Origin of the sequence: Shewanella sp. Shew256 (assembly GCF_002196695.1) — a bacterium.
Classification (GTDB): domain Bacteria; phylum Pseudomonadota; class Gammaproteobacteria; order Enterobacterales; family Shewanellaceae; genus Shewanella; species Shewanella mangrovisoli.
Map to the genome: position 1 here is coordinate 631563 of NZ_NAJR01000001.1, position 18478 is coordinate 650040.

General features: G+C 47.6%; 21 protein-coding genes. 8 read left to right on the top strand and 13 right to left on the bottom strand.

What is annotated here, in order from left to right; translation table 11 throughout:
- Nucleotides 1-77: 77 nt before the first annotated feature.
- The 4 genes from B5P39_RS02725 to B5P39_RS02740 all read left to right on the top strand — a co-directional run bounded on the left by B5P39_RS02725 (nucleotide 78) and on the right by B5P39_RS02740 (nucleotide 4316).
- On the top strand, nucleotides 78-1565 hold the full coding sequence (locus tag B5P39_RS02725; RefSeq protein WP_088210368.1) for an AAA family ATPase: 1488 nt from the start codon (nucleotides 78-80) through the stop codon (nucleotides 1563-1565).
- Nucleotides 1566-1801: 236 nt separating this feature from the next.
- A complete protein-coding gene (locus tag B5P39_RS02730; protein ID WP_088210369.1) occupies nucleotides 1802-2257 on the top strand; it encodes a hypothetical protein in 456 nt (151 codons plus the stop codon).
- A 495-nt stretch (nucleotides 2258-2752) separates the two neighbouring features.
- Nucleotides 2753-3169: a DUF3302 domain-containing protein gene (locus B5P39_RS02735; protein ID WP_088210370.1), complete on the top strand. Its 417-nt coding sequence runs from the start codon at nucleotides 2753-2755 to the stop codon at nucleotides 3167-3169.
- 1 nt (nucleotide 3170) lies between these two features.
- Nucleotides 3171-4316: an HlyD family secretion protein gene (locus tag B5P39_RS02740; protein ID WP_088210371.1), complete on the top strand. Its 1146-nt coding sequence runs from the start codon at nucleotides 3171-3173 to the stop codon at nucleotides 4314-4316.
- A 122-nt stretch (nucleotides 4317-4438) separates the two neighbouring features.
- Here B5P39_RS02740 and B5P39_RS02745 read toward each other — a convergent pair whose 3' ends face one another.
- The 4 genes from B5P39_RS02745 to cysP all read right to left on the bottom strand — a co-directional run bounded on the left by B5P39_RS02745 (nucleotide 4439) and on the right by cysP (nucleotide 8481).
- A complete protein-coding gene (locus tag B5P39_RS02745) occupies nucleotides 4439-5569 on the bottom strand; it encodes a sulfate/molybdate ABC transporter ATP-binding protein (protein WP_088210372.1) in 1131 nt (376 codons plus the stop codon).
- Entirely contained in the window at nucleotides 5566-6435 is an 870-nt protein-coding gene (cysW, locus tag B5P39_RS02750) for a sulfate ABC transporter permease subunit CysW (RefSeq protein WP_011627003.1), read from the bottom strand. The genes B5P39_RS02745 and cysW overlap by 4 nt, the downstream gene beginning before the upstream one ends.
- 9 nt (nucleotides 6436-6444) lie before the next feature.
- Entirely contained in the window at nucleotides 6445-7290 is an 846-nt protein-coding gene (gene cysT, locus B5P39_RS02755; RefSeq protein ID WP_088210373.1) for a sulfate/thiosulfate ABC transporter permease CysT, read from the bottom strand.
- A gap of 183 nt (nucleotides 7291-7473) precedes the next feature.
- Nucleotides 7474-8481 carry a thiosulfate ABC transporter substrate-binding protein CysP gene (gene cysP / locus B5P39_RS02760; protein ID WP_011718011.1) on the bottom strand — a complete coding sequence of 336 codons (1008 nt, stop codon included), beginning with the start codon at nucleotides 8479-8481 and terminating at the stop codon, nucleotides 7474-7476.
- Nucleotides 8482-8689: 208 nt separating this feature from the next.
- On the opposite strand from cysP, the gene cysM reads away from it, so the two are divergent.
- Nucleotides 8690-9568 (top strand): cysteine synthase CysM, encoded by an 879-nt coding sequence (gene cysM / locus B5P39_RS02765; protein ID WP_088210374.1) that lies wholly within the window; start codon nucleotides 8690-8692, stop codon nucleotides 9566-9568.
- A 177-nt stretch (nucleotides 9569-9745) separates the two neighbouring features.
- Here cysM and B5P39_RS02770 read toward each other — a convergent pair whose 3' ends face one another.
- Nucleotides 9746-10282 carry a DUF4136 domain-containing protein gene (locus tag B5P39_RS02770; protein WP_088210375.1) on the bottom strand — a complete coding sequence of 179 codons (537 nt, stop codon included), beginning with the start codon at nucleotides 10280-10282 and terminating at the stop codon, nucleotides 9746-9748.
- 157 nt (nucleotides 10283-10439) lie between these two features.
- Between B5P39_RS02770 and B5P39_RS02775 the strand changes: the two genes are divergently transcribed.
- On the top strand, nucleotides 10440-10748 hold the full coding sequence (locus B5P39_RS02775; RefSeq protein ID WP_088210376.1) for a DUF1289 domain-containing protein: 309 nt from the start codon (nucleotides 10440-10442) through the stop codon (nucleotides 10746-10748).
- A gap of 28 nt (nucleotides 10749-10776) precedes the next feature.
- Here the strand turns inward: B5P39_RS02775 and B5P39_RS02780 are convergent, their stop codons facing one another.
- From B5P39_RS02780 to B5P39_RS02800, 5 genes are all read right to left on the bottom strand, one after another.
- A complete protein-coding gene (locus B5P39_RS02780; protein ID WP_088210377.1) occupies nucleotides 10777-12045 on the bottom strand; it encodes an ATP-binding protein in 1269 nt (422 codons plus the stop codon).
- Nucleotides 12046-12053: 8 nt separating this feature from the next.
- A complete protein-coding gene (locus tag B5P39_RS02785; protein ID WP_011718006.1) occupies nucleotides 12054-12767 on the bottom strand; it encodes a winged helix-turn-helix domain-containing protein in 714 nt (237 codons plus the stop codon).
- Nucleotides 12767-13159 carry a DUF3019 domain-containing protein gene (locus tag B5P39_RS02790; RefSeq protein WP_011718005.1) on the bottom strand — a complete coding sequence of 131 codons (393 nt, stop codon included), beginning with the start codon at nucleotides 13157-13159 and terminating at the stop codon, nucleotides 12767-12769. Before B5P39_RS02790 ends, B5P39_RS02785 begins: the two co-directional genes overlap by 1 nt.
- Nucleotides 13160-13185: 26 nt before the next feature.
- Nucleotides 13186-14049 (bottom strand): MipA/OmpV family protein, encoded by an 864-nt coding sequence (locus B5P39_RS02795; RefSeq protein ID WP_088210405.1) that lies wholly within the window; start codon nucleotides 14047-14049, stop codon nucleotides 13186-13188.
- A 349-nt stretch (nucleotides 14050-14398) separates the two neighbouring features.
- Complete coding sequence (locus B5P39_RS02800) at nucleotides 14399-14635, bottom strand: hypothetical protein (protein ID WP_011718003.1); 237 nt, start codon at nucleotides 14633-14635, stop codon at nucleotides 14399-14401.
- A 727-nt stretch (nucleotides 14636-15362) separates the two neighbouring features.
- On the opposite strand from B5P39_RS02800, the gene B5P39_RS02805 reads away from it, so the two are divergent.
- Nucleotides 15363-15932, top strand: coding sequence for an acetate uptake transporter (locus B5P39_RS02805; RefSeq protein ID WP_011718002.1), 570 nt, complete (start codon nucleotides 15363-15365; stop codon nucleotides 15930-15932).
- Between the two features lie 82 nt (nucleotides 15933-16014).
- Here the strand turns inward: B5P39_RS02805 and B5P39_RS02810 are convergent, their stop codons facing one another.
- From B5P39_RS02810 to B5P39_RS02820, 3 genes are all read right to left on the bottom strand, one after another.
- The gene (locus B5P39_RS02810) at nucleotides 16015-16485 is read right to left on the bottom strand and encodes a YcxB family protein (RefSeq protein ID WP_088210378.1); all 471 of its coding nucleotides are present in this window, start codon (nucleotides 16483-16485) and stop codon (nucleotides 16015-16017) included.
- A 144-nt stretch (nucleotides 16486-16629) separates the two neighbouring features.
- The gene (locus tag B5P39_RS02815; RefSeq protein WP_023267917.1) at nucleotides 16630-17046 is read right to left on the bottom strand and encodes a VOC family protein; all 417 of its coding nucleotides are present in this window, start codon (nucleotides 17044-17046) and stop codon (nucleotides 16630-16632) included.
- Between the two features lie 50 nt (nucleotides 17047-17096).
- Nucleotides 17097-17711, bottom strand: a complete 615-nt coding sequence (locus B5P39_RS02820) for an NADPH-dependent FMN reductase (RefSeq protein WP_088210379.1) — start codon at nucleotides 17709-17711, stop codon at nucleotides 17097-17099.
- A 146-nt stretch (nucleotides 17712-17857) separates the two neighbouring features.
- Here B5P39_RS02820 and B5P39_RS02825 point away from each other — a divergent pair, with 146 nt between their 5' ends.
- Nucleotides 17858-18478, top strand: coding sequence for a helix-turn-helix transcriptional regulator (locus B5P39_RS02825; RefSeq protein ID WP_088210380.1), 621 nt, complete (start codon nucleotides 17858-17860; stop codon nucleotides 18476-18478).

Sequence of the window (18478 nt, forward strand, 5' to 3'; positions counted from 1 at the left end):
TGGGCCTGGTAAAAATCCTGTTTGTGGCGGTGTTTTATGTTAACTTTTCGTTTCATAACGGATTATGGAAACCTAAGATGCAAGACATTCGCGATTTAACCGCTGTACTACGCTCTAAAACGCCTATCGTAGTGATTGAAACCTATGAGGAATACCGTGTTGTAGACATGCTTAAGCGGGTGGCGAATGTGCTTTATCAGCCCTTATTTACTTGGAGTATTACCCAAGGGCTGACGCGGGTTGATAAACCCATGGCGGCGCAGAAATTTAATACTGAACCTGGCGACATCCTAGGGCAGATTAAATCGACAACCCAGCAGGGCATCTATGTGCTCTGTGATTTTCACCCCTTTGTGGTTGATGCGCCAAAGAATGTCCGTTTGCTTAAAGAAATCGCCCTCGAATACGATGCGCTGCAACACACGCTGGTGCTGGTGAGCCATGCTTTTGAGATCCCGCCCGAAATTAAGCGTTATTGCGCCTATTTTCAGCTCACCTTGCCGAGCACTTCTCAGCTGGAGAACTTGATCTACCTTGAAGTGGATAAAGTGCGCGGCCAAGGCATGCCGCTCACTGTGGATGATAAAGCCGTGGGTAAACTGGCGGAAAACCTGCGCGGTGTGACTTTAGATGATGCCAGACGGTTGATCCACAAGGCCATTGTGGATGATGGCGCCATTACCCATTCGGATGTCGATCTTATCAACAAAGCCAAATTCCAATTACTCGATCTTAACGGTGTGCTGCAATTTGAATACGACACCAGTGATTTTTCGCAGATTGCCGGATTACATAATCTCAAGAAATGGTTAAAGCAGCGCGCGCCCGCGGTGCAGGTAACCACAGATGCCAAGGCTACGGTACAACCCGATGCGCCCAAGGGCGTGTTATTACTCGGGGTGCAGGGCAGCGGCAAGAGCCTTGCGGCCAAGGCGGTGGCGGGCGTGTGGCAACGACCCTTGCTCAGACTCGATATGGGCACCTTATATAACAAATACATAGGCGAAACCGAAAAGAACCTGCGTAATGCTCTCGAGCTGGCCGATATGATGTCGCCCTGTATCCTTTGGATTGATGAAATAGAGAAAGGTTTAAGCGGCAGTAGCAGTGATGAGGGCACTTCGACCCGCATTCTTGGCACACTGTTAACTTGGATGGCGGAGCGTAAGTCCGAGGTGTTTGTGGTCGCTACCGCTAACGATATTCAAGCCCTGCCGCCTGAGCTGATGCGTAAGGGGCGAATGGATGAAATCTTCTTTGTCGATTTACCCGACGAGGCTATACGTCAGGCGATTTTCCTGATCCATTGCCAGCGCCGCAGTATTGATGTGACTCGGCTCGACCTTGCGCAGCTATCGCGCCACAGCCAAGGGTTTTCGGGAGCTGAAATCGAGCAAGCCGTTATCGCCGCCATGTACAGCGCCCGCAGTTTAGCGCGCAGTCTTGACCAAGATATGTTGCTAGAAGAACTGACCAAAACCAAACCTTTATCCATAGTGATGGGCGATAAGATTAATGCCCTAAGACAATGGGCCGCAGGACGCACAGTCAATGCCCATGAGTAGCAACTTAACCCGCGATGAGTGCTCGCGTTATGGCGGCGTATTGGGCGACTGAGCCTTATCCTCTACGAAACAACTTTAAATGTCGTGCGTGTTTCGGATTAGATAATATAGTTGGATATCTGCGCCGTCGATGTTAACTTGCTGGTCGATATGGATTATTTAGAACTTAAACGGCAATTTTTTAGCATGAGTAATATTCTCCGTTCCAGTCGTACAGCATGATAAGCAGGGATGAGATGAGTTTCGAGCAAGAGTTTACAGAAAAAGTCGGTGGCTACTTAGACGAGCTCACCGATGAGTTACAGCCCATTCTCAAGCAATTGATTGAGCATGATTATCCCCAAGAGGTAGCCACGCTAGCATTTGAAGTCTTTGTCGATGGTTTTTCATCCCAATTCCCGGTGCGGGTATTTTTTATGGATATCGATGGCAAGGCGGCATACCCCTCGCCAGTTAATCCTCATTTACTCGATATAGACCATGTTTATCCAGATGAATTTGAAGAGGAATATATTGAAAAGGATGAAGATCTTGACCCTTGGCAGATTGCGACAAACGCGCTTATTGAATGGTTCTCCCAGTGCTGGATTGCCGCGGGTGGTCAAAGCTTTAAATTAAACGCCAATATCGCCCCCCATGATAGCCACTATGAGTTCAATTTAGTCGAGTGTCAGTGGCAAGAAAGAGGTTAACTCGCTTGAAGTTAAATACTTTGCTGTTGTGGTTCTTGGCCTAATACTCTGCATTGCGATCCTGCGCCTCTACATCGGGCGTTAACTTAAAAAAACTAATAGAAACCTAAGCTGGCATGACCTTCCTGCAAATCTTGTCTTTACTTACTTTACGCGTTGCTCACTCACGCTAGCGCCTTCTCAAAACAAAAGGTAAAGGCCTAGTCTTTTAAAGACCCCTTTCCTGTTATTTGCTGTATTTGGCAAGCAACAATCCCACCTTAGTTATCGCAATTGGTCGTTACTGATAGTGCATCTTGGGATGCCATTAGTCGCACCGAAATAAACAATTGTGTTTTGGGTCAAGCTATTTAAATGGATTTGTTGCGAATTTGTTTTCATGGTGTAGAACTATATTGTGCTGCACATTGATAGGCACGGTTGGCAAAGTGCGGTTTCGGCAAGGGGATTGATTTCTAACCGAAATAAAGAGCGGGAAGGGAGTGGGAGCTGAACATGTTTTTGGATTATTTTGCCTTAGGCATTTTGTTTTTTGTCATAGTGGCGATCTTTTATGGCGTGATTGCCATTCACGACATCCCCTATGAAATTGCGAAAAAGCGCAATCATCCCCAGCAGGATGCATTGCATATCGCGGGCTGGGTCAGTTTATTTACCTTGCATGCCCTTTGGCCGTTTCTGTGGATTTGGGCGACCTTGTATCGAGAGGATAGAGGCTGGGGATTTAATACCGTGATGAAGCGCGAGCAGGCATTGGAGGATGATGTTAAAGCGCTAAGGGAAACGGTATTGGCCTTGCAGGCAAAGCTTGAACAACTGGAATCGACAGCCAAACCTGCGGTGGTGAAGCAATCCGAGGCAATACCCACAGAAGCCAGTGTGACCGAAACTAGCCCAAAAGCCGAGGTGTAACATGGATTTACTACTGATATTAACCTACGCCTCGATCTGCATTGTGATTTTTAAAGTGTTTAAGATCCCAATGAATAAATGGACAGTGCCGACCGCCGTATTAGGGGGGGTAGTGTTGATTGGGGCGCTGCTACTTATCATGAACTACAACCATCCCTATTCTCGTTTCGCGCGGGAATACTATGTCACTATCCCGATTACGCCTGCGGTAAAAGGTTTAGTGATCTCGGTGGAAGCTAAACCAAATACGCCGATTAAACAAGGGGATGTGCTGTTTCGAATCGACCCAACTCCCTTTGAGGCCGTGGTAAAACGCAAAAGAGCCGCATTGTTAGCGGCGGAGCAGGAAGTGCCACAACTTGCAGCTGCTTGGGAGGCTGCAAAGGCGAATGTGGCCAGAGTGGCTGCGGATAGGGTACGTAATAAATCGGCCTATGATCGCTATGAGCAAGGCCATCGTAAAGGTGGGGCAAATTCTCCCTTCACTGCGCTGGAATTAGACAATCGTCGCCAACTGTTTTTAGCCTCTGAGGCTCAGCTAATGGCCGCACAGGCCGAAGAGTTACGCGCACGTCTTGCCTATGAGTCCAATGTGGATGGGGTCAATTCGAAGGTTGCAGGACTACAGGGGGATCTTGAAAGCGCGCTCTATAATCTCGAGCAAACCGTAGTACGGGCGCCCGCCGATGGAATAGTCACCCAAATGGCGCTGCGCCCAGGTGCGATGGCGGTGCCTTTACCTTTACGGCCGGTGATGAGTTTTATCCCCGATGAGCAACGTTATTTTGCCGGCGCATTCTGGCAAAACTCCCTGCTGCGTTTGCAAGAAGGGGATGAGGCGGAAGTGGTATTAGATGCGGCGCCTGGGCAAGTGTTTAAGGGCAAAGTCGCTAAGGTACTCCCCGCGATGGCCGAGGGGGAAATTCAGATGAATGGTACGCTGCAATCGTCTAATCAGTTGTTCCAAAGTGGCCGGGTTATCGTATTAATCGATATTGAAGATGACGCGATACGCCGCCAATTCCCGGCGGGTGTTGCTGGACAAGTGGCTGTGTACACTGAACATTTCCACCATGTGGCCGTGATGCGCAAAGTGCTGCTGCGGATGCAGGGCTGGCTAAACTATCTGTTCTTCGATGGGCACTAGTGGAGTTTTACGCTAACTACTTCGCTCGGCGCTGGTGTTAAGCTGCCTAAGAGTTTAAAAAAAGCGTTGACATGACTGTCAGCGCTTTTTTGTTATGTGTAGTAGGTAAATGCTGGCTGCGATTAAATATCGAAGGCCAAGCTGCCCGGTGGGAGGAAGGGCCAGCTTTGACGCACAGGCGAGCCATCACCTTGTTCACCAAAGAAATAAGCCGTTCTTGGGGTGGCGTAGACCACACTGCCTTTTTGCAGTCCTAATTCTTGCAGATGATGGTGGGTAAAGGTGGCTTCCCACAGTTCTTCACTCTGCCAGCCGATAGGCGCCAGTTCGACACGCACTTCTGCGCCAATCGGTGTTATTGCCACTATGGTAAAGGGAATATGGGCTTGGCTGTTGGGTTTATCCGCCAGTGCCAGCTCATGGCTCCGTACATAGAGCGCGCCGTGTTGTTGCAGTGGCGCTTGCTCAGGAGGCACTAAGAAGGCGTCACCATTGGTCCAACGATTCTGTTGCCAGCTAGCCTCAAACCGATTGACGTTACCTAAGAAATCAAACACAAAGCGGCTATTGGGTTGGGCATACAACTCAATAGGGGTATTGACCTGCTCAATATGGCCGTTGCTCATAACTACCACCCTATCGGAAAGCTCTAAGGCTTCGTCCTGATCGTGGGTTACAAACACGCTAGTGAATTTCAGCTCATCGTGAAGGCTGCGTAGCCAGCGGCGTAGTTCTTTACGCACTTTAGCATCGAGGGCGCCAAAGGGTTCATCGAGTAACAGCACTTCGGGCTGAGTCGCTAAGGCGCGAGCCAAGGCGATACGCTGTTTTTGTCCGCCCGAGAGCTGCTCAGGGTAACGCTGTGCTAGGTGGCCAAGTTGCACCATTTCGAGTAAATGGCTGACGCGCTTTTGGATTTCGGCCTTAGACGGGCGCTGTTTTTTTGGAATGACTTCGAGCCCAAAGGCGACGTTGTCGGCAACAGTCATATGGCGGAACAGGGCGTAGTTTTGAAACACAAATCCGACCCTGCGATCGCGAACATGCACTTGGGTCACATCGCGATTACCGAAATGGATTTGGCCGCTATCAGCGCCTTCAAGGCCGGCAATAATCCGCAATAGGGTGGTTTTACCCGAGCCAGAAGGGCCGAGAAGACCTATCATCTCGCCTTCTTGAATATCCAGATTGAGCGGCGAGAGCGCCTGAAATTGGCCAAATTTTTTGGAAATATTAGTTAAACGAATACTCATAATGATTGGCTCTGCTCTTGGTTGTCATTGGCGGATAAGCTGCGTTGTTGGCGCCACTCTACTAAGGCTTTTAGCAGTAAGGTACATAGGGCGATCAAGGCAAGCAGTGACGCGCTCGCGAAGGCGGCTTCGGCCTGATAATCTTCGTAAAGTAATTGCACATGCAAAGGTAAGGTGTTGGTTTCACCGCGAATATTGCCTGACACCACTGCAACGGCACCAAACTCACCCACGGCTCTGGCATTAGTGAGGATCACCCCATAAATCAGCGCCCACTTGATATTGGGCAGAGTCACGCGGCGAAACAGTTGCCACCATGAGGCGCCAAGAATAACTGCGGCTTCCTCCTCAGATGCCCCCTGTTGCTGCATCAAGGGGATTAATTCTCGAGCAACAAAGGGGCAGGTCACGAAAATGGTGACTAACAGAATCCCCGGCCAAGCAAACATGATCTGTAAATCGTGCTCAAATAGCCAAGCGCCGAGCCAGCCACTGTTGCCGTAAAGCAGTAGATAGAGTAAGCCTGCAACCACGGGCGATACGGCAAAGGGAATATCAATCAAGGTGATGAGTAACTTGCGCCCCGGAAACTCAAAGCGCGTTACGCTCCAGGCGAGCAGCACCCCAAACACTAAGTTAATTGGCACGGTCAGCGCCGCGACCATAAGGGTCAACCCAATGGCATGGAGTGAGTCGGGTTGACTCAGATGTTCGATATAACGTTCCCAACCACCAACGAAGGCCTGCTGGAAAATACTGACTAAGGGCAGTAACAATAACACCATGGCCAAAAACACGGCTAGGGTGATTAGGCTCCATTTGATGAGGGGCGCTTCACCGACTCTTAAAGGTTTAAATGAGTTCATGGTGGCTCCTTATCGGCCGTGAATGCGGCGTAAATAACGCGCCTGCCACAGGTTAATCAGCAGTAGCAGCAACAGCGAGGTCAGCAGCACGACGGAGGCAATAGCGCTGGCGCCGGCAAAATCAAATTCCTGTAGACGAACGAAAATCATCAGGGAGGTGATTTCACTGATGTAGGGCATATTGCCTGCGATAAAAATCACCGCACCAAACTCACCTAGGCTGCGGGTAAAAGACAGCGCCGTACCGACCACTAAGGCAGGCCAGAGGGAAGGTAAAATCACCCGCCAAAACACGGCGCCATCGGTTGCGCCTAAGGTCATGCCAGCTTCTTCTTCATCGTGGGATAACTCTTCCAGTACGGGCTGGACGGTTCGCACCACGAAGGGAATGCTGGTGAAGATCATCGCAACCACAATCCCCAATGGCGTGTAGGCCACTTTGATTCCGATTTCGGCCAACAGGCTACCAATCTGGCCATTCTCAGCGTACAGGGTCGCTAAGGTGATACCCGCGACGGCTGTGGGTAAGGCAAAGGGTAAATCGACTAAGGCATCGAGGATGCGCTTACCCGGAAACTCATAACGCACCAATACCCAGGCGAGTAACAGGCCAAAAAGGCAGTTAAACAGGGAGGCGGCCAGTGCAGATAAAATAGTGACTTTATAACTCGCCAGCACGCGGGGATCGGCAATCACGCCCCAATACTCGGCCCAGCTCATCTGGCTGGTTTGCATAATCAGGCCTGTGGTGGGGAGTAAGAGAATCAAGCTGACAAACAGCAAAGACACACCGAGGCTGATACTAAACCCCGGCAAAACCCGCTTGTGGCGTAAGCGCCCATTATTAAATATCACTGAATAACCACCCGATAAGGTTAATGGAGTTAATCCAATATTATTATGCCATTAGCACGTTATTGCTCAATCGCGATAAAGACAACTTGTGATAGCGACCTTGTCCGTTGCCGCGATATAACCACAAAACCCGGGACATTGCCCGGGTTGTGGATTTGGTGACTTAGGTACCCAAGCGGATGATCAACGTTTTAATAACTGATCCAGTTTGGCGCCATTGGCAAATTGAGTCTTCATAGCGTTGTCCCAGTTACCTATGATTTGCTCAACGGTCATTAACTCAACCGCTGGGAACTGTTTGGTAAATTCGGCAACAACCTTCTCGTTGTGAACGCGGTAGTTAAATCCGGCTAACAAACGTTGTGCTTCTTCGCTGTAAAGATAGTTTAAATACTCGGTCGCTAATTCTTGCGTGCCGTTACGCTTAGCGTTTTTCTCAACGACGGCAACGGGGAATTCCGCCAGAATCGAGGTTTTAGGCACGACAACTTGGTAATCATCGGCACCATATTGCTGACGAATATTGTTCACTTCAGATTCGAAGGTGATCAGCACATCGCCGATGCCACGCTCTACAAACGACGTGGTTGCGCCACGGCCGCCCGTATCGAATACAGCAACGTTACCGAGGAACTTCTTCAAGAACTCATCTAATGAGGCTTGATTATCTTTGCCATAGTTTTTCTGGGCATAACCTAAGGCTGCTAAGTAGGTGTAGCGCGCATTACCCGAGGTTTTTGGGTTCGGGAACACCAACTTAACGTCATCTTTAGCTAAATCATTCCAGTCGCTGATTTGCTTTGGATTGCCCTTACGTACCAAAAACGCGATGGTAGAGTAGTAAGGTGAGCTGGCATTCGGCAGCAATTGTTGCCAGTTTTCTGGGATTAACTTGCCGCGGTCATGCAGAATTTGCACATCGGTGACTTGGTTAAAGGTCACCACATCGGCGGGTAAGCCCTGAAGAATCGAGCGAGCCTGAGCGGAAGAACCCGCATGGGATTGCTTGATTTCAACGGTCTTGCCGGTTTGTTCTTGCCAATGTTTAGCAAAAACAGGGTTATAGGCATTAAATAATTCCCGTGCGATATCATATGAGGAATTTAATAGTGTCTGATCGGCGGCTGCCACATTGAGGGAGGTTCCCAGTAATAGGGTTCCCAGCAGGGCTTTAGTCAATTTTACTGGCATTTTGTACTCCTTAATCTGGCAACTGTGTCAGTGTATAGGAATAGAGTAATAGAAGATTTTATTTATAAAAAGCCACACAAATAGAACTTTTTTGAATAACTATGAGCGATTAATTGTATGCCGTTGATGATATTCACGTGTTTGTTGCGTCCAAGCATCTTAAAATACTCGAATACTGAGTCGCTTTTATCAAATAAAGGATAACCGAGTGTCTGACTTTCCGACTATTGAAGCCTGTATTGGGCAAACTCCGCTGGTGCGTTTGCAGCGGCTTGATTGTGGTAGCTCAACGGTATTGTTAAAGCTGGAGGGGAATAACCCTGCTGGCTCGGTAAAGGATCGCGCTGCGCTGAATATGATTATTCAGGCGGAGCTTCGCCAAGAGATTGCCCCCGGGGATACCCTGATTGAAGCTACCAGTGGCAATACAGGCATCGCCCTAGCCATGGCTGCGGCGATTAAAGGCTACAAGATGATCCTGATCATGCCGTCGAATTCGACCCAAGAGCGTAAGGATGCCATGCAGGCCTATGGCGCCGAGTTGCTGCTGGTGGACAATATGGAAGCCGCGCGCGATTTAGCCTTAGAACTTCAGGCACAAGGCAAAGGTAAGGTGCTGGATCAGTTCAATAATCAAGATAACGCCAACGCCCATTTCCAGACCACTGGCCCTGAAATTTGGCAGCAGAGCCAAGGTAAGATCACTCATTTTGTCTCTAGCATGGGGACCACAGGCACTATTATGGGCGTGTCGAAATACCTAAAGAGTCGTAATCCCGATATCACTATTGTCGGGCTTCAACCCGCCGATGGCAGTTCGATTCCGGGGATCCGCCGCTGGCCGCAGGAATACCTACCGGGTATTTTTGATGCTGCCCGTGTCGATGCGGTGATGGACATTGAGGAGCAAGACGCCAAAGCCATGGCAAGAACCTTGGCCCGTGAAGAAGGTATTTGTGCTGGCGTGAGTTCCGGCGGTGCTGTGTTTGCGGCGCTCGAGATTGCAAGGCTGAATCCGGGGGCCGTTGTGGTCGCAATTGTGTGCGATAGAGGCGACCGTTATCTATCATCTGGGTTATTTTCTTAACCCTAACTTAGATAGAAATGTGTTTTTTCTTCGGCAATAAAAATGGGCGTTCATCGCCCATTTTTATTGGCTATTGTATAAGCCACAGTGGTTTAAGCCATTATGGTTAAAGTCATTATGGCTTAAACCATCAAGGGCTAATCGCCATCAGATCAATCAGCGCCGTTTTAATCAGGCTTATGGCTGCGGTGGAAACTGTGCCAAAATCCGGCTAACGGCTTTGGCTGTGTCTTGGGCTTTTTTATCGCCGCCGCCATCAAAATCGAAACTATCAGTGCCGCGCCAAATCAGCTTATTGGTTTTAGTGTCGATAATATCAATTTGAATAGTTTGGATTTTTGCCGTATCACTGCCAAGCGGCACGCCGACGCTCGTACCTACGCCAATGCCGCCAGAGCGGCCAAAACTGCCCGTGCCTAAGCCTATGGATAAGCCCGAGTCTTTGGGTTTGTCTTGAGTTAGTAAGCCATAGGCGACTTTAAAATCGGGGGAAGAGGCATTTTCGGTAAAGCCTTTTTGGCTTAATTGCTGGGTGATTTCGGTTTGAATACGCTGGGCGCTGAGTGGGTCGTCGCTGGGCTGGGGAACGAGCTGGGTAAAGCTCTGTAATGCCTTAAAGTCGTAATTGAGATCGTAATCGTTTTTCGGCTTACTGCTGCAGGCGCTGACTAAGACCAAGGCGACAAACAGACTGGCGATATTTTTGTATCCCATGATGGCACTCCAAGTTGTACAAACTCTGTTCAATGTGCCTTGATTAACAGTAAGACTGCAAGTAATTTAGTGAAAAGTGTTTAATTTTTGTCTTGTTTTACTTGTGTATCTAAGGTCACGTATTTTAGATGCTTAACTGGTAGAGTCGCTCAACATCATGGAACAGTTAGCCTTTTTCGAAATCCCTAGCCCCTGCATCGGTGTGTGCCAAACCGATGCCCGCGGCTATTGCAAAGGTTGCCTGCGTAATCGTGAGGAGCGATTCAATTGGTTGCATTTTACCGATGCCCAAAAACACGATGTGATCCGTTTATGCCATCAACGTAAACGTCGGCGGCAGTTGGCCTTATATAAAGCCCGTCAGCAGGCACTTGAGCAGGAGAGGGCTGCGCTTAACCCGCAACTCGATTTTGAGCCGCAAGACGCCGCTGAGTTAGACCTTGGGGATTTTGACCTCGAGGAATAATCTAACTTTGAGAGCGCCAGTTAAACGCTTAAATTTCTCGTTTCTTTGGCCAGCTTAAGGTAAAACACGTTTGAGTGGGATTGCTGCTGACGCTCACTTCGCCCTGATGACGCTGCATAATTCGTTTGATAATCGCCAGACCTAAGCCATGACCCTTGTTACCATTTTGCACCGATTGGCTGCGGTAAAAGGGCTCAAACACCATAGGTAAATCCACCTCGGGAATAGGCTCCCCATCATTGCTGACACTTAAAGTCACCCTTTGCGGGGTTTGGCTGACTTCAATCAGGATTTGCTGGCGGGCAAAACGCTGGGCGTTGGTCAGCAGGTTTTGTAGTGCGCGTTCAATCAGTGCGGGTTCGCCGACTAAAGGGAGAGTCGTCATCTCCGCCTGTAAGTGGATGGGGGTATCACTTAAGCTGCTTAAGCGTTTGATGCTCTGGTTTACTAAGCTGAGCAGATCGTATTCGTCCAAAGGTGTGCCTTCGCGCTGAGCCTCAAGACTGGCGTAAGTCAGCAGTTCCTGCAGCAGGTTTTCCATTTCCTTAATGTCGAGCTGCATCTCATTGAGAAAATCCTGACGCTTTTGCTCGTCAGAATCGGGCTGGCAGTACATCGGCATTAGGGCGAGGGCGAATTTCAGCCGTGCGAGTGGGGTGCGGATCTCGTGGGAAACCGCATTGGATAAATGTTTTTGGTTTTCGATTAACGCACTGATATGGCGCGCCATTTCATTAAAGGTGTTCGCTAAGGGTTTAACCTGCGAGCGGTTTGAGAGGCTAATGCGTGTATCCCATTTGGCTTCGCCAAAATCCTTGGTGGCCTTACGTAAGATGCTTAAATCCCGCGACAGCGGGCCGACCCAAATCAGTGCAACTAACGCCAACGAGAGATAGAAAAACAGCGTAAACAGATTTCGCAATGAGGCTCTTGGGTCTATCTCTATGGGGCCCGCCATCAACACTTGCTCGCCAACCTGAATAAACTGGAATTGCTCGCCCTCGCTGGTTGTGGTGGTGACCACATGGTTGGGCGTGAGCTGTTGATCCTTGGCTAGCGCGATTTGATCTGGGCTGAGCAGATTGAGAGGCAGCTGAGCATGGCTCGGTAATGCTTCAAGGTAGGCGTTACGATTCTCCTCTGGCAGCTGGGTTAGCAACTGGGCTAACGCAACCAGAGGAGCGTCTAACGCATTATTTTCATCCACATTTTTCTGCCACAGGCTGTCCAGTGTCCAGCCTATGCCCAGAAAACTGAGGCTCAGCAGTAAATATAAGCTGATAAAGAGACGTTTCACGGCAGCTCTTAGTTGTTCCAAGCCTCAGGGGCGAAGAGATAGCCCTGTCCCCAGACGGTTTTAATTCTGAAGGGGGTTTCGATATTGTCGTTGAGCTTTTTACGCAGTCTTGAAATACGTACATCTATCTTTCTGTCTTTACCATCAAAATCAATGTTAAGCAGTAATTGATAGATGTACTGACGGCTCAGCACTTGTCCCGCCTGTGAGGCCAGTAACCAGAGGAGTTCAAACTCATGGCTGGTGAGGTCGACTTCTTTATTGTCGAGGCGGATTGCATGGGTATGGGGATCGATACTCAGCTTACCAAAGGTCAGGCAGTGGGATTCGGCCTGCGGCGGTTGGTTTTGGCGGCGTAACAGATTGTTGATACGGGCAACCAGTAGTGCGGGGTCGACGGGTTTCACCACATAGTCGTCGGCGCCGAGTTCTAAGCCTTTGATCTGATCTTCGCTCGAACCTAGGGCACTCATCAGCAGGATCGGGCCGGCAAAGTAATCGGGCAGCTTTTCACACAGACTAAGGCCATCTAGACCTGGCAGCATAATGTCTAGCAGTATGATATCGGGCTTGTAGTTGATTAAGCGGGTTAAGACTGTATCACCGCGGCGCTCGACTTCAACGTGCATACCGTGTGATTTCAAATAATCTACGATTAAATTCGCAAGACGGACATCGTCTTCAACCAATAACACTCTGTGGGGTGATTGTGGATTCGTCATTAAAATAAACTCCAAGGGTTACGGTAACGTCTGCGCACCTGAGGCTGCGAGGTTGACGTAATTTTTAATTTGGCTCCAGCCAGTGTTTGATTGGTGTCCTTACTCACTAAGATAAATTGAATATCGTTTAACGTACTGACATTCAACGTTATTGCATGCTGTTCCAGTGATTCGCTACACCATTTAGGATAGGCGTTATTATCGGACAAGATACAGACTAGCTCGTCATTAACGAGTTGCCACTGTAGCTCTACGCGGATCTCACAGGCTTGGCTTTCATCCCCAGTGATACAGATTTCGGGGGTGAGTTTTAAGGTTGACTCTTCATCTGATGCTGCAAGTGCATAACTGGGCCCCATCAAGCTAACGCTTAGGCCTAACACGCACAGCATCCTGATATGAAGAGGAGTCACTAGTGTCAGAACCTATACGCTGCGCCAATAAAATATGTGCTGCTATAGTCTTGATCGAGCAAGGGGCTGGCGGCAATTTCGTCTGCAAGTTGTGTGTAGCGGAACGCAAACAGCATGTCCCAGTTATCAGTTAAGATATAACGGGCTGTCATTTCTATCCCTTTATTCCAACCTGCATCGGCATGGTAATGTTGGCTCCAATAATCATTTTCACTCGGGCGAACACCATAGTAATAGTCGACCACATTCGTACTCTTCCAATCGAATACGAGTGACATATCCATCACCCAGCGCGTTAAATGCCAGCCATAGGTCCATTTGATTTGCGCTTCAGACCCTTGGTGCACATTAAACATATCATGGGTATAGGCCAATCTCACTACACCTAACGGGCTATAAATAAAGGCTTCGGCGCCGCCGAGCATGGTAAAGTTGCGCGATTCTAAGGAGTTAAATACGGGGTCCGGCTCACTGCTCAGGGCGGTATTGGTTGAGAGCAGTCTGGCCTCTTCCTGTGAACTGCGTTTTAGGAAGATATTGGACGGATCCCAACGGTAAAAGTAGGCCCTATCTAAGCTATAACTGGTGACTAAGTTTAAGCTAAAGTACTTCTGCTCTGTTAAACTGTAGCCCAAGTTGCCATTATCAAAAAACCAATGCTCACCATAGTAAGCTACGGTGGGAATAAAGAAGACTGGGATATCATCAAAATCTCGCAATGGATTGGTCTTCTGTCCCCAGCCGATCGCCACCCCTAAATCCCAGTTACGCATTTCAATACATTCATCTTTAGTGACGCACGGCTCCTTCGCCATTCCTATTGAAGGCAGGCTAAGTGCGGCGAGTAAGATAAATAGAATTCGATACATGATTTTGCGTTCGGGTTTAATGTCTGTCGATAATGGGCAACAGATTAGCATTTTATGCTTAATTCCACAGTGCTTTCACCTTTAGGGATGCAAAATGATACAGATATCATATAAATAGCTGATATGTAGATTACGCAATCACTTGAAAGACAAAATAAAAGCAAAAAATACCTTTGTTTAGGTTTTTTAAGGTTGCTGATTTTTGGTTGATATTTTGTAGTGTTTTGTGAGGTGAAAGTTTGCCAAATCTGTTTGTCTGCCCAATAAAAATGCCATTCAGAATGTGAATGGCATAAGGACAAGACGCTAAAACCCGAAAGAGTTTATAGGCTAAAGGAAGTAAAAACGATCAGTTAAGCTCTTTTACGGTTTGATAACCCATTTCTGTTAGCTGGTCATTCACGCAGTCGAGCACATATTGCTTAAGCTCGGCATTTTCGACCTGATCTTCAGAGGCCATTTGTTGGCACACTTCTGTCAGTTGAGCGATATCATTTGCAGGGGCGGGAGGAAGTGTCGATTCGTCGGCAAAGGTTGCGAAACTCATTAGTGCCGATAGTGTGATAACAGCTGATAAGGTTTTCATTTTATTTCCTTTAGTTATTGATAGTTAACAACAGCCTAACTGGTTTCCCATCATGCCGCTGCGTCAACAGATAGCAATCTATCACTGCTATTATTTTTTAGATATAAATAATTTTTCGCTAATTTGGTGAGCCATTTTTGCCAGCAAAAGTCGCTTATTTTATGGGCAGCTTTATCGAGGATTGAGGGCTGTTTTGCAAGAATGAACCCACCATACAATGCCACTCAATCGCACCCTCTCTTACGCCAAGCTTGAGCTCTTCCCTCTAAGACTCTCTAAAAGGGCTTAAGTTTCCTTGCCACGCGTGCCTAAATGTTATCAATTTGTCTAAAACTAGACTTATCTCATCTTTGATGGCGTTATGGGATGAAGTTAATGTTTTTTAGGCTTTAGCCCTATGTGGGCTGACGTTATTTTTAGGTGGGAAAATGGGAAGTTTGAAGCTGAGCAAAATTAACTGATAAATCAGATGTGGCGCACTCTTTGTTCCGATGTTCTGTAGTTGTTTGAATCTTATTGGATTAATTTTTAAACTTTAGGTTTAATTGAGTTTTAATTTTACTATGCTTATGATTTTAAATGATAAATTATTGTTTTTTTCTGGTATTGATATTTTGATTGTGATCTCCTTATTAGTTATCTAGAATTCGCCGCTTTTTATAAAATAATAAGTGCCTAGAGTGTATCTAGGTGCTGAGATTAACTTATTTATTTTTGGGGACTTCCTGTGTCGACGAAACTGGCGAATCCTGCTCCATTAGGTTTAATGGGCTTTGGTATGACGACTATCCTGCTGAACATTCACAATGCGGGCTATTTTCCGATTGATGCAATGATCTTAGCGATGGGCATTTTCTATGGCGGACTCGGCCAAATCATTGTCGGCATTATGTGTTTTATGCGGGGTGATACCTTTGGGACAACCGCATTTACCTCCTACGGTTTATTTTGGCTAACCTTAGTCGGGCTGATTTTAATGCCTAATGCCGGAATTGCGGCGAGCCCAACCCACTTTATGGGATGGTATTTAACCCTGTGGGGGATCTTTACTGCTTTTATGTTCGTCGGTTCGCTACGCTACCCAAGAGCGAAACAGTTTGTGTTTGCCTCGCTCACCATTTTGTTCTTCCTGCTGGCGGCAAGAGATTTCACTGGCAGCGCCTTGATTGGCACTATCGCGGGTTTTGAAGGGATTATCTGTGGTGCGAGTGCGATTTACTTTGCGATGGCGCAAGTGCTCAACAATGAATATGGCCGCACGATTTTGCCGATTGGCGAGTTAAAAGCAAAGGCTTAAGCGTCATTATTGATATTTAGTATTTAACAAAAAGGCTGAATGATTCAGCCTTTTTTGTTTTTGAATGCCTGTGCCGTTTAGGTTAGATTTTTGATTTAATAAACGCGCTACAGGCCTCATCTAAACTGCGATTGGAAATATAACTAGTGCCGGTTTTATGGGTGATCAGAAAACCCTTTTCCGTTGGCACAATACGGTAAATATCCGTCCAAAGGATTTGGCTTTTAACGTATTGTGATTGAGTGCTAATCCCTTGTTCATCCACGATAAGCGTGACTTCATTATTAGCGGCCTTACTCATCATCTGCCGCATCAACCACCAGGCTTTGTTGTATTTCACATTCAAGGCTTCAATGACTCCAAGCCCGACAAAGAAATAGGCCAGATAGAGGCTGATATCCGCAAAAATCAGTGCAATACCAATGAGTCCAAACCCCATGGCCTTATAGTAAGGTTTGAGCGTGGGATCGGGTTTAACTGACTGGGTATAACACTCGTCAAAATGCGCTTTATCTAAGATATAAGTAGTGGAATAACAATAAGGTGTTGTCATCGAGTTATCTAATATTGGAAAGCCTGATTGTGCGCTAGTTTAGCGGTTTAGCCTGTCAATGTAACGATTTTTAGGGTTGGTTCTAAGGAGTGGATAAGGCGAGGAATACTGAATTTATGTATCCCGTCGCCTTAGGATTAGCGCTTAATAACGATTGCGTTCGTTGGGCAGATCGCTGAGATACTCCACAAACTCGACCTCAAAGCCATGGGCATCGAAGAAGTAGATATTGCGCCGGAAGGGGTCTTCCATACCATCTTTGGCTATCGGAAAACCGGCTTGGGTTAGTCTGGCAATCACGGCATCTAAATCACTTACCACAAAGGCAAAATGGGCTAAGCCAATTTGATGACCTGTTAAGTCGCGGTTTTCGCCCTCGCCGTTATCGCTAAAGGCAATGTACTGATAATCATCGCCAAAGTGGATCCAATTGCGTGGCTTGCCGTACCAAGTCCCTTTATCTCCGCCACGGACACGCCAATGGGGGAAGGCGGCTTGATAAAAAGTGAGTGCTTTGGGGATGTCGTCAACGACTAGGTTGATATGTTCTAAATAGATCATGATGCGTTCCTTGTAATGATTTTAGTCAGAGTGATAAACATCCAAGCTGCTTACATACCGTAGCAGTATTCCTGCTGCTTGGGGTAGGGTTGATGAACATGGCGTTGGCGTATCGGTGCTAAGGCTTGGGCGTATTGATGCAACATAAACAGGCTATATTGCACTCTTTCCCTGAGGTCGATATCCCGCGTACCTTGGGGCGTAGCGTTGAGTACATTCTCGACATTACGGATGATCAAATGGTCGGGAATCGGCACTAATTTATTGTTTTTGAGTGCATTCATTTTGACTTCCACAATGGGGTAAGCACCGCTAATACCGCTGCAAACTGAAATCAACAACACCGGCTTATGGGCGGTTTCCTGACGGCTACACATCAACAGGAAGTTTTTAAGCAGTGGCGATGCCATTCCACCCCATTCCGGTGTGATCAAAACCAGGGCATCCGCAGCATCCACCCTTTGCTCAATCTCAGGCCAATGTTCGCCCTTGTTGTCTTCTTCACCGTCCCAGAATGGCAGATTGAACTGGCAAAGCTCTAAGTGATGGATAGCGTCGTAACCGACACTATGAGGTGATAAAAAACTGGTTTCGGCTATGTATCTCGCGACTTTAGCGCTTTGTGAGTGAGCTCTTTGGCTAGTGCTGATGATGAGTAAGTTCATTATGTAAACCTATTTGTTTATAAATTATTTGTAAGGTAATTACTTTATTTCATCTTGTAAAGGATAAAATAAATAAAAAACTTTATTTATTCTGTTAAAAGGTAGGCGATTGAGGGATAATCCGAGGCGAAGAGCGGAGAGTGCATATGAAAACCACTGATAAGATTATTCAATTACTCAAGCTGCATGGTCCTTTAACGGCAAAGACCCTGGCGGAAGAACTGGCCCTGACCACTATGGGGGTTCGGCAGCATTTGCAGGCCTTAGAGGATGCAGGTGATGTCGATATTGAAGATAGAGTCGAAGGCCGTGGACGCCCAACCCGATATTGGGGACTTACGGAGCAGAGTCGGACTCACTTTGCCGATCGCCACAGTGAGCTTAGTTTGCAATTGATTGATTCCGTTAAAATGATATTTGGCGATCAAGGTTTGGATAAACTGATTGAGCATAGGGAGCAAAACGCTATGCAGCAGTATCGCAGCGCGATGCAAGGCATGACGGATATTGCCAGTCGTTTAACTAAACTAGTGGAGCTGCGTACCCTCGAAGGCTATATGGCGACGCAGGAACAAGCGGGTGGCGTTTTCTGGTTGCTTGAGAATCACTGTCCAATTTGCAGCGCTGCAACTAAGTGCCAAAACTTTTGCCGCTCCGAACTGCAACAGTTCCAGCAATTATTTGCCGATATCGCTACTGTAAGCCGTGAAGAGCATATCATCGACGGCGCCCGTCGCTGCGCCTATCGCATTGCGCCTTTATCTTAG

Coding starts and splice junctions, on each gene's coding strand:
- cysP (WP_011718011.1), bottom strand. CDS start 8,481: ATGCCAGTAAAATTGACTAAAGCCCTGCTGGGAACCCTATTACTGGGA.
- B5P39_RS02740 (WP_088210371.1), top strand. CDS start 3,171: ATGGATTTACTACTGATATTAACCTACGCCTCGATCTGCATTGTGATT.
- B5P39_RS02800 (WP_011718003.1), bottom strand. CDS start 14,635: ATGAAAACCTTATCAGCTGTTATCACACTATCGGCACTAATGAGTTTC.
- B5P39_RS02730 (WP_088210369.1), top strand. CDS start 1,802: ATGAGTTTCGAGCAAGAGTTTACAGAAAAAGTCGGTGGCTACTTAGAC.
- B5P39_RS02785 (WP_011718006.1), bottom strand. CDS start 12,767: ATGACGAATCCACAATCACCCCACAGAGTGTTATTGGTTGAAGACGAT.
- B5P39_RS02795 (WP_088210405.1), bottom strand. CDS start 14,049: ATGTATCGAATTCTATTTATCTTACTCGCCGCACTTAGCCTGCCTTCA.
- B5P39_RS02745 (WP_088210372.1), bottom strand. CDS start 5,569: ATGAGTATTCGTTTAACTAATATTTCCAAAAAATTTGGCCAATTTCAG.
- B5P39_RS02725 (WP_088210368.1), top strand. CDS start 78: ATGCAAGACATTCGCGATTTAACCGCTGTACTACGCTCTAAAACGCCT.
- B5P39_RS02735 (WP_088210370.1), top strand. CDS start 2,753: ATGTTTTTGGATTATTTTGCCTTAGGCATTTTGTTTTTTGTCATAGTG.
- cysW (WP_011627003.1), bottom strand. CDS start 6,435: ATGAACTCATTTAAACCTTTAAGAGTCGGTGAAGCGCCCCTCATCAAA.
- B5P39_RS02825 (WP_088210380.1), top strand. CDS start 17,858: ATGAAAACCACTGATAAGATTATTCAATTACTCAAGCTGCATGGTCCT.
- B5P39_RS02790 (WP_011718005.1), bottom strand. CDS start 13,159: ATGCTGTGCGTGTTAGGCCTAAGCGTTAGCTTGATGGGGCCCAGTTAT.
- B5P39_RS02810 (WP_088210378.1), bottom strand. CDS start 16,485: ATGACAACACCTTATTGTTATTCCACTACTTATATCTTAGATAAAGCG.
- B5P39_RS02815 (WP_023267917.1), bottom strand. CDS start 17,046: ATGATCTATTTAGAACATATCAACCTAGTCGTTGACGACATCCCCAAA.
- B5P39_RS02770 (WP_088210375.1), bottom strand. CDS start 10,282: ATGGGATACAAAAATATCGCCAGTCTGTTTGTCGCCTTGGTCTTAGTC.
- B5P39_RS02820 (WP_088210379.1), bottom strand. CDS start 17,711: ATGAACTTACTCATCATCAGCACTAGCCAAAGAGCTCACTCACAAAGC.
- B5P39_RS02775 (WP_088210376.1), top strand. CDS start 10,440: ATGGAACAGTTAGCCTTTTTCGAAATCCCTAGCCCCTGCATCGGTGTG.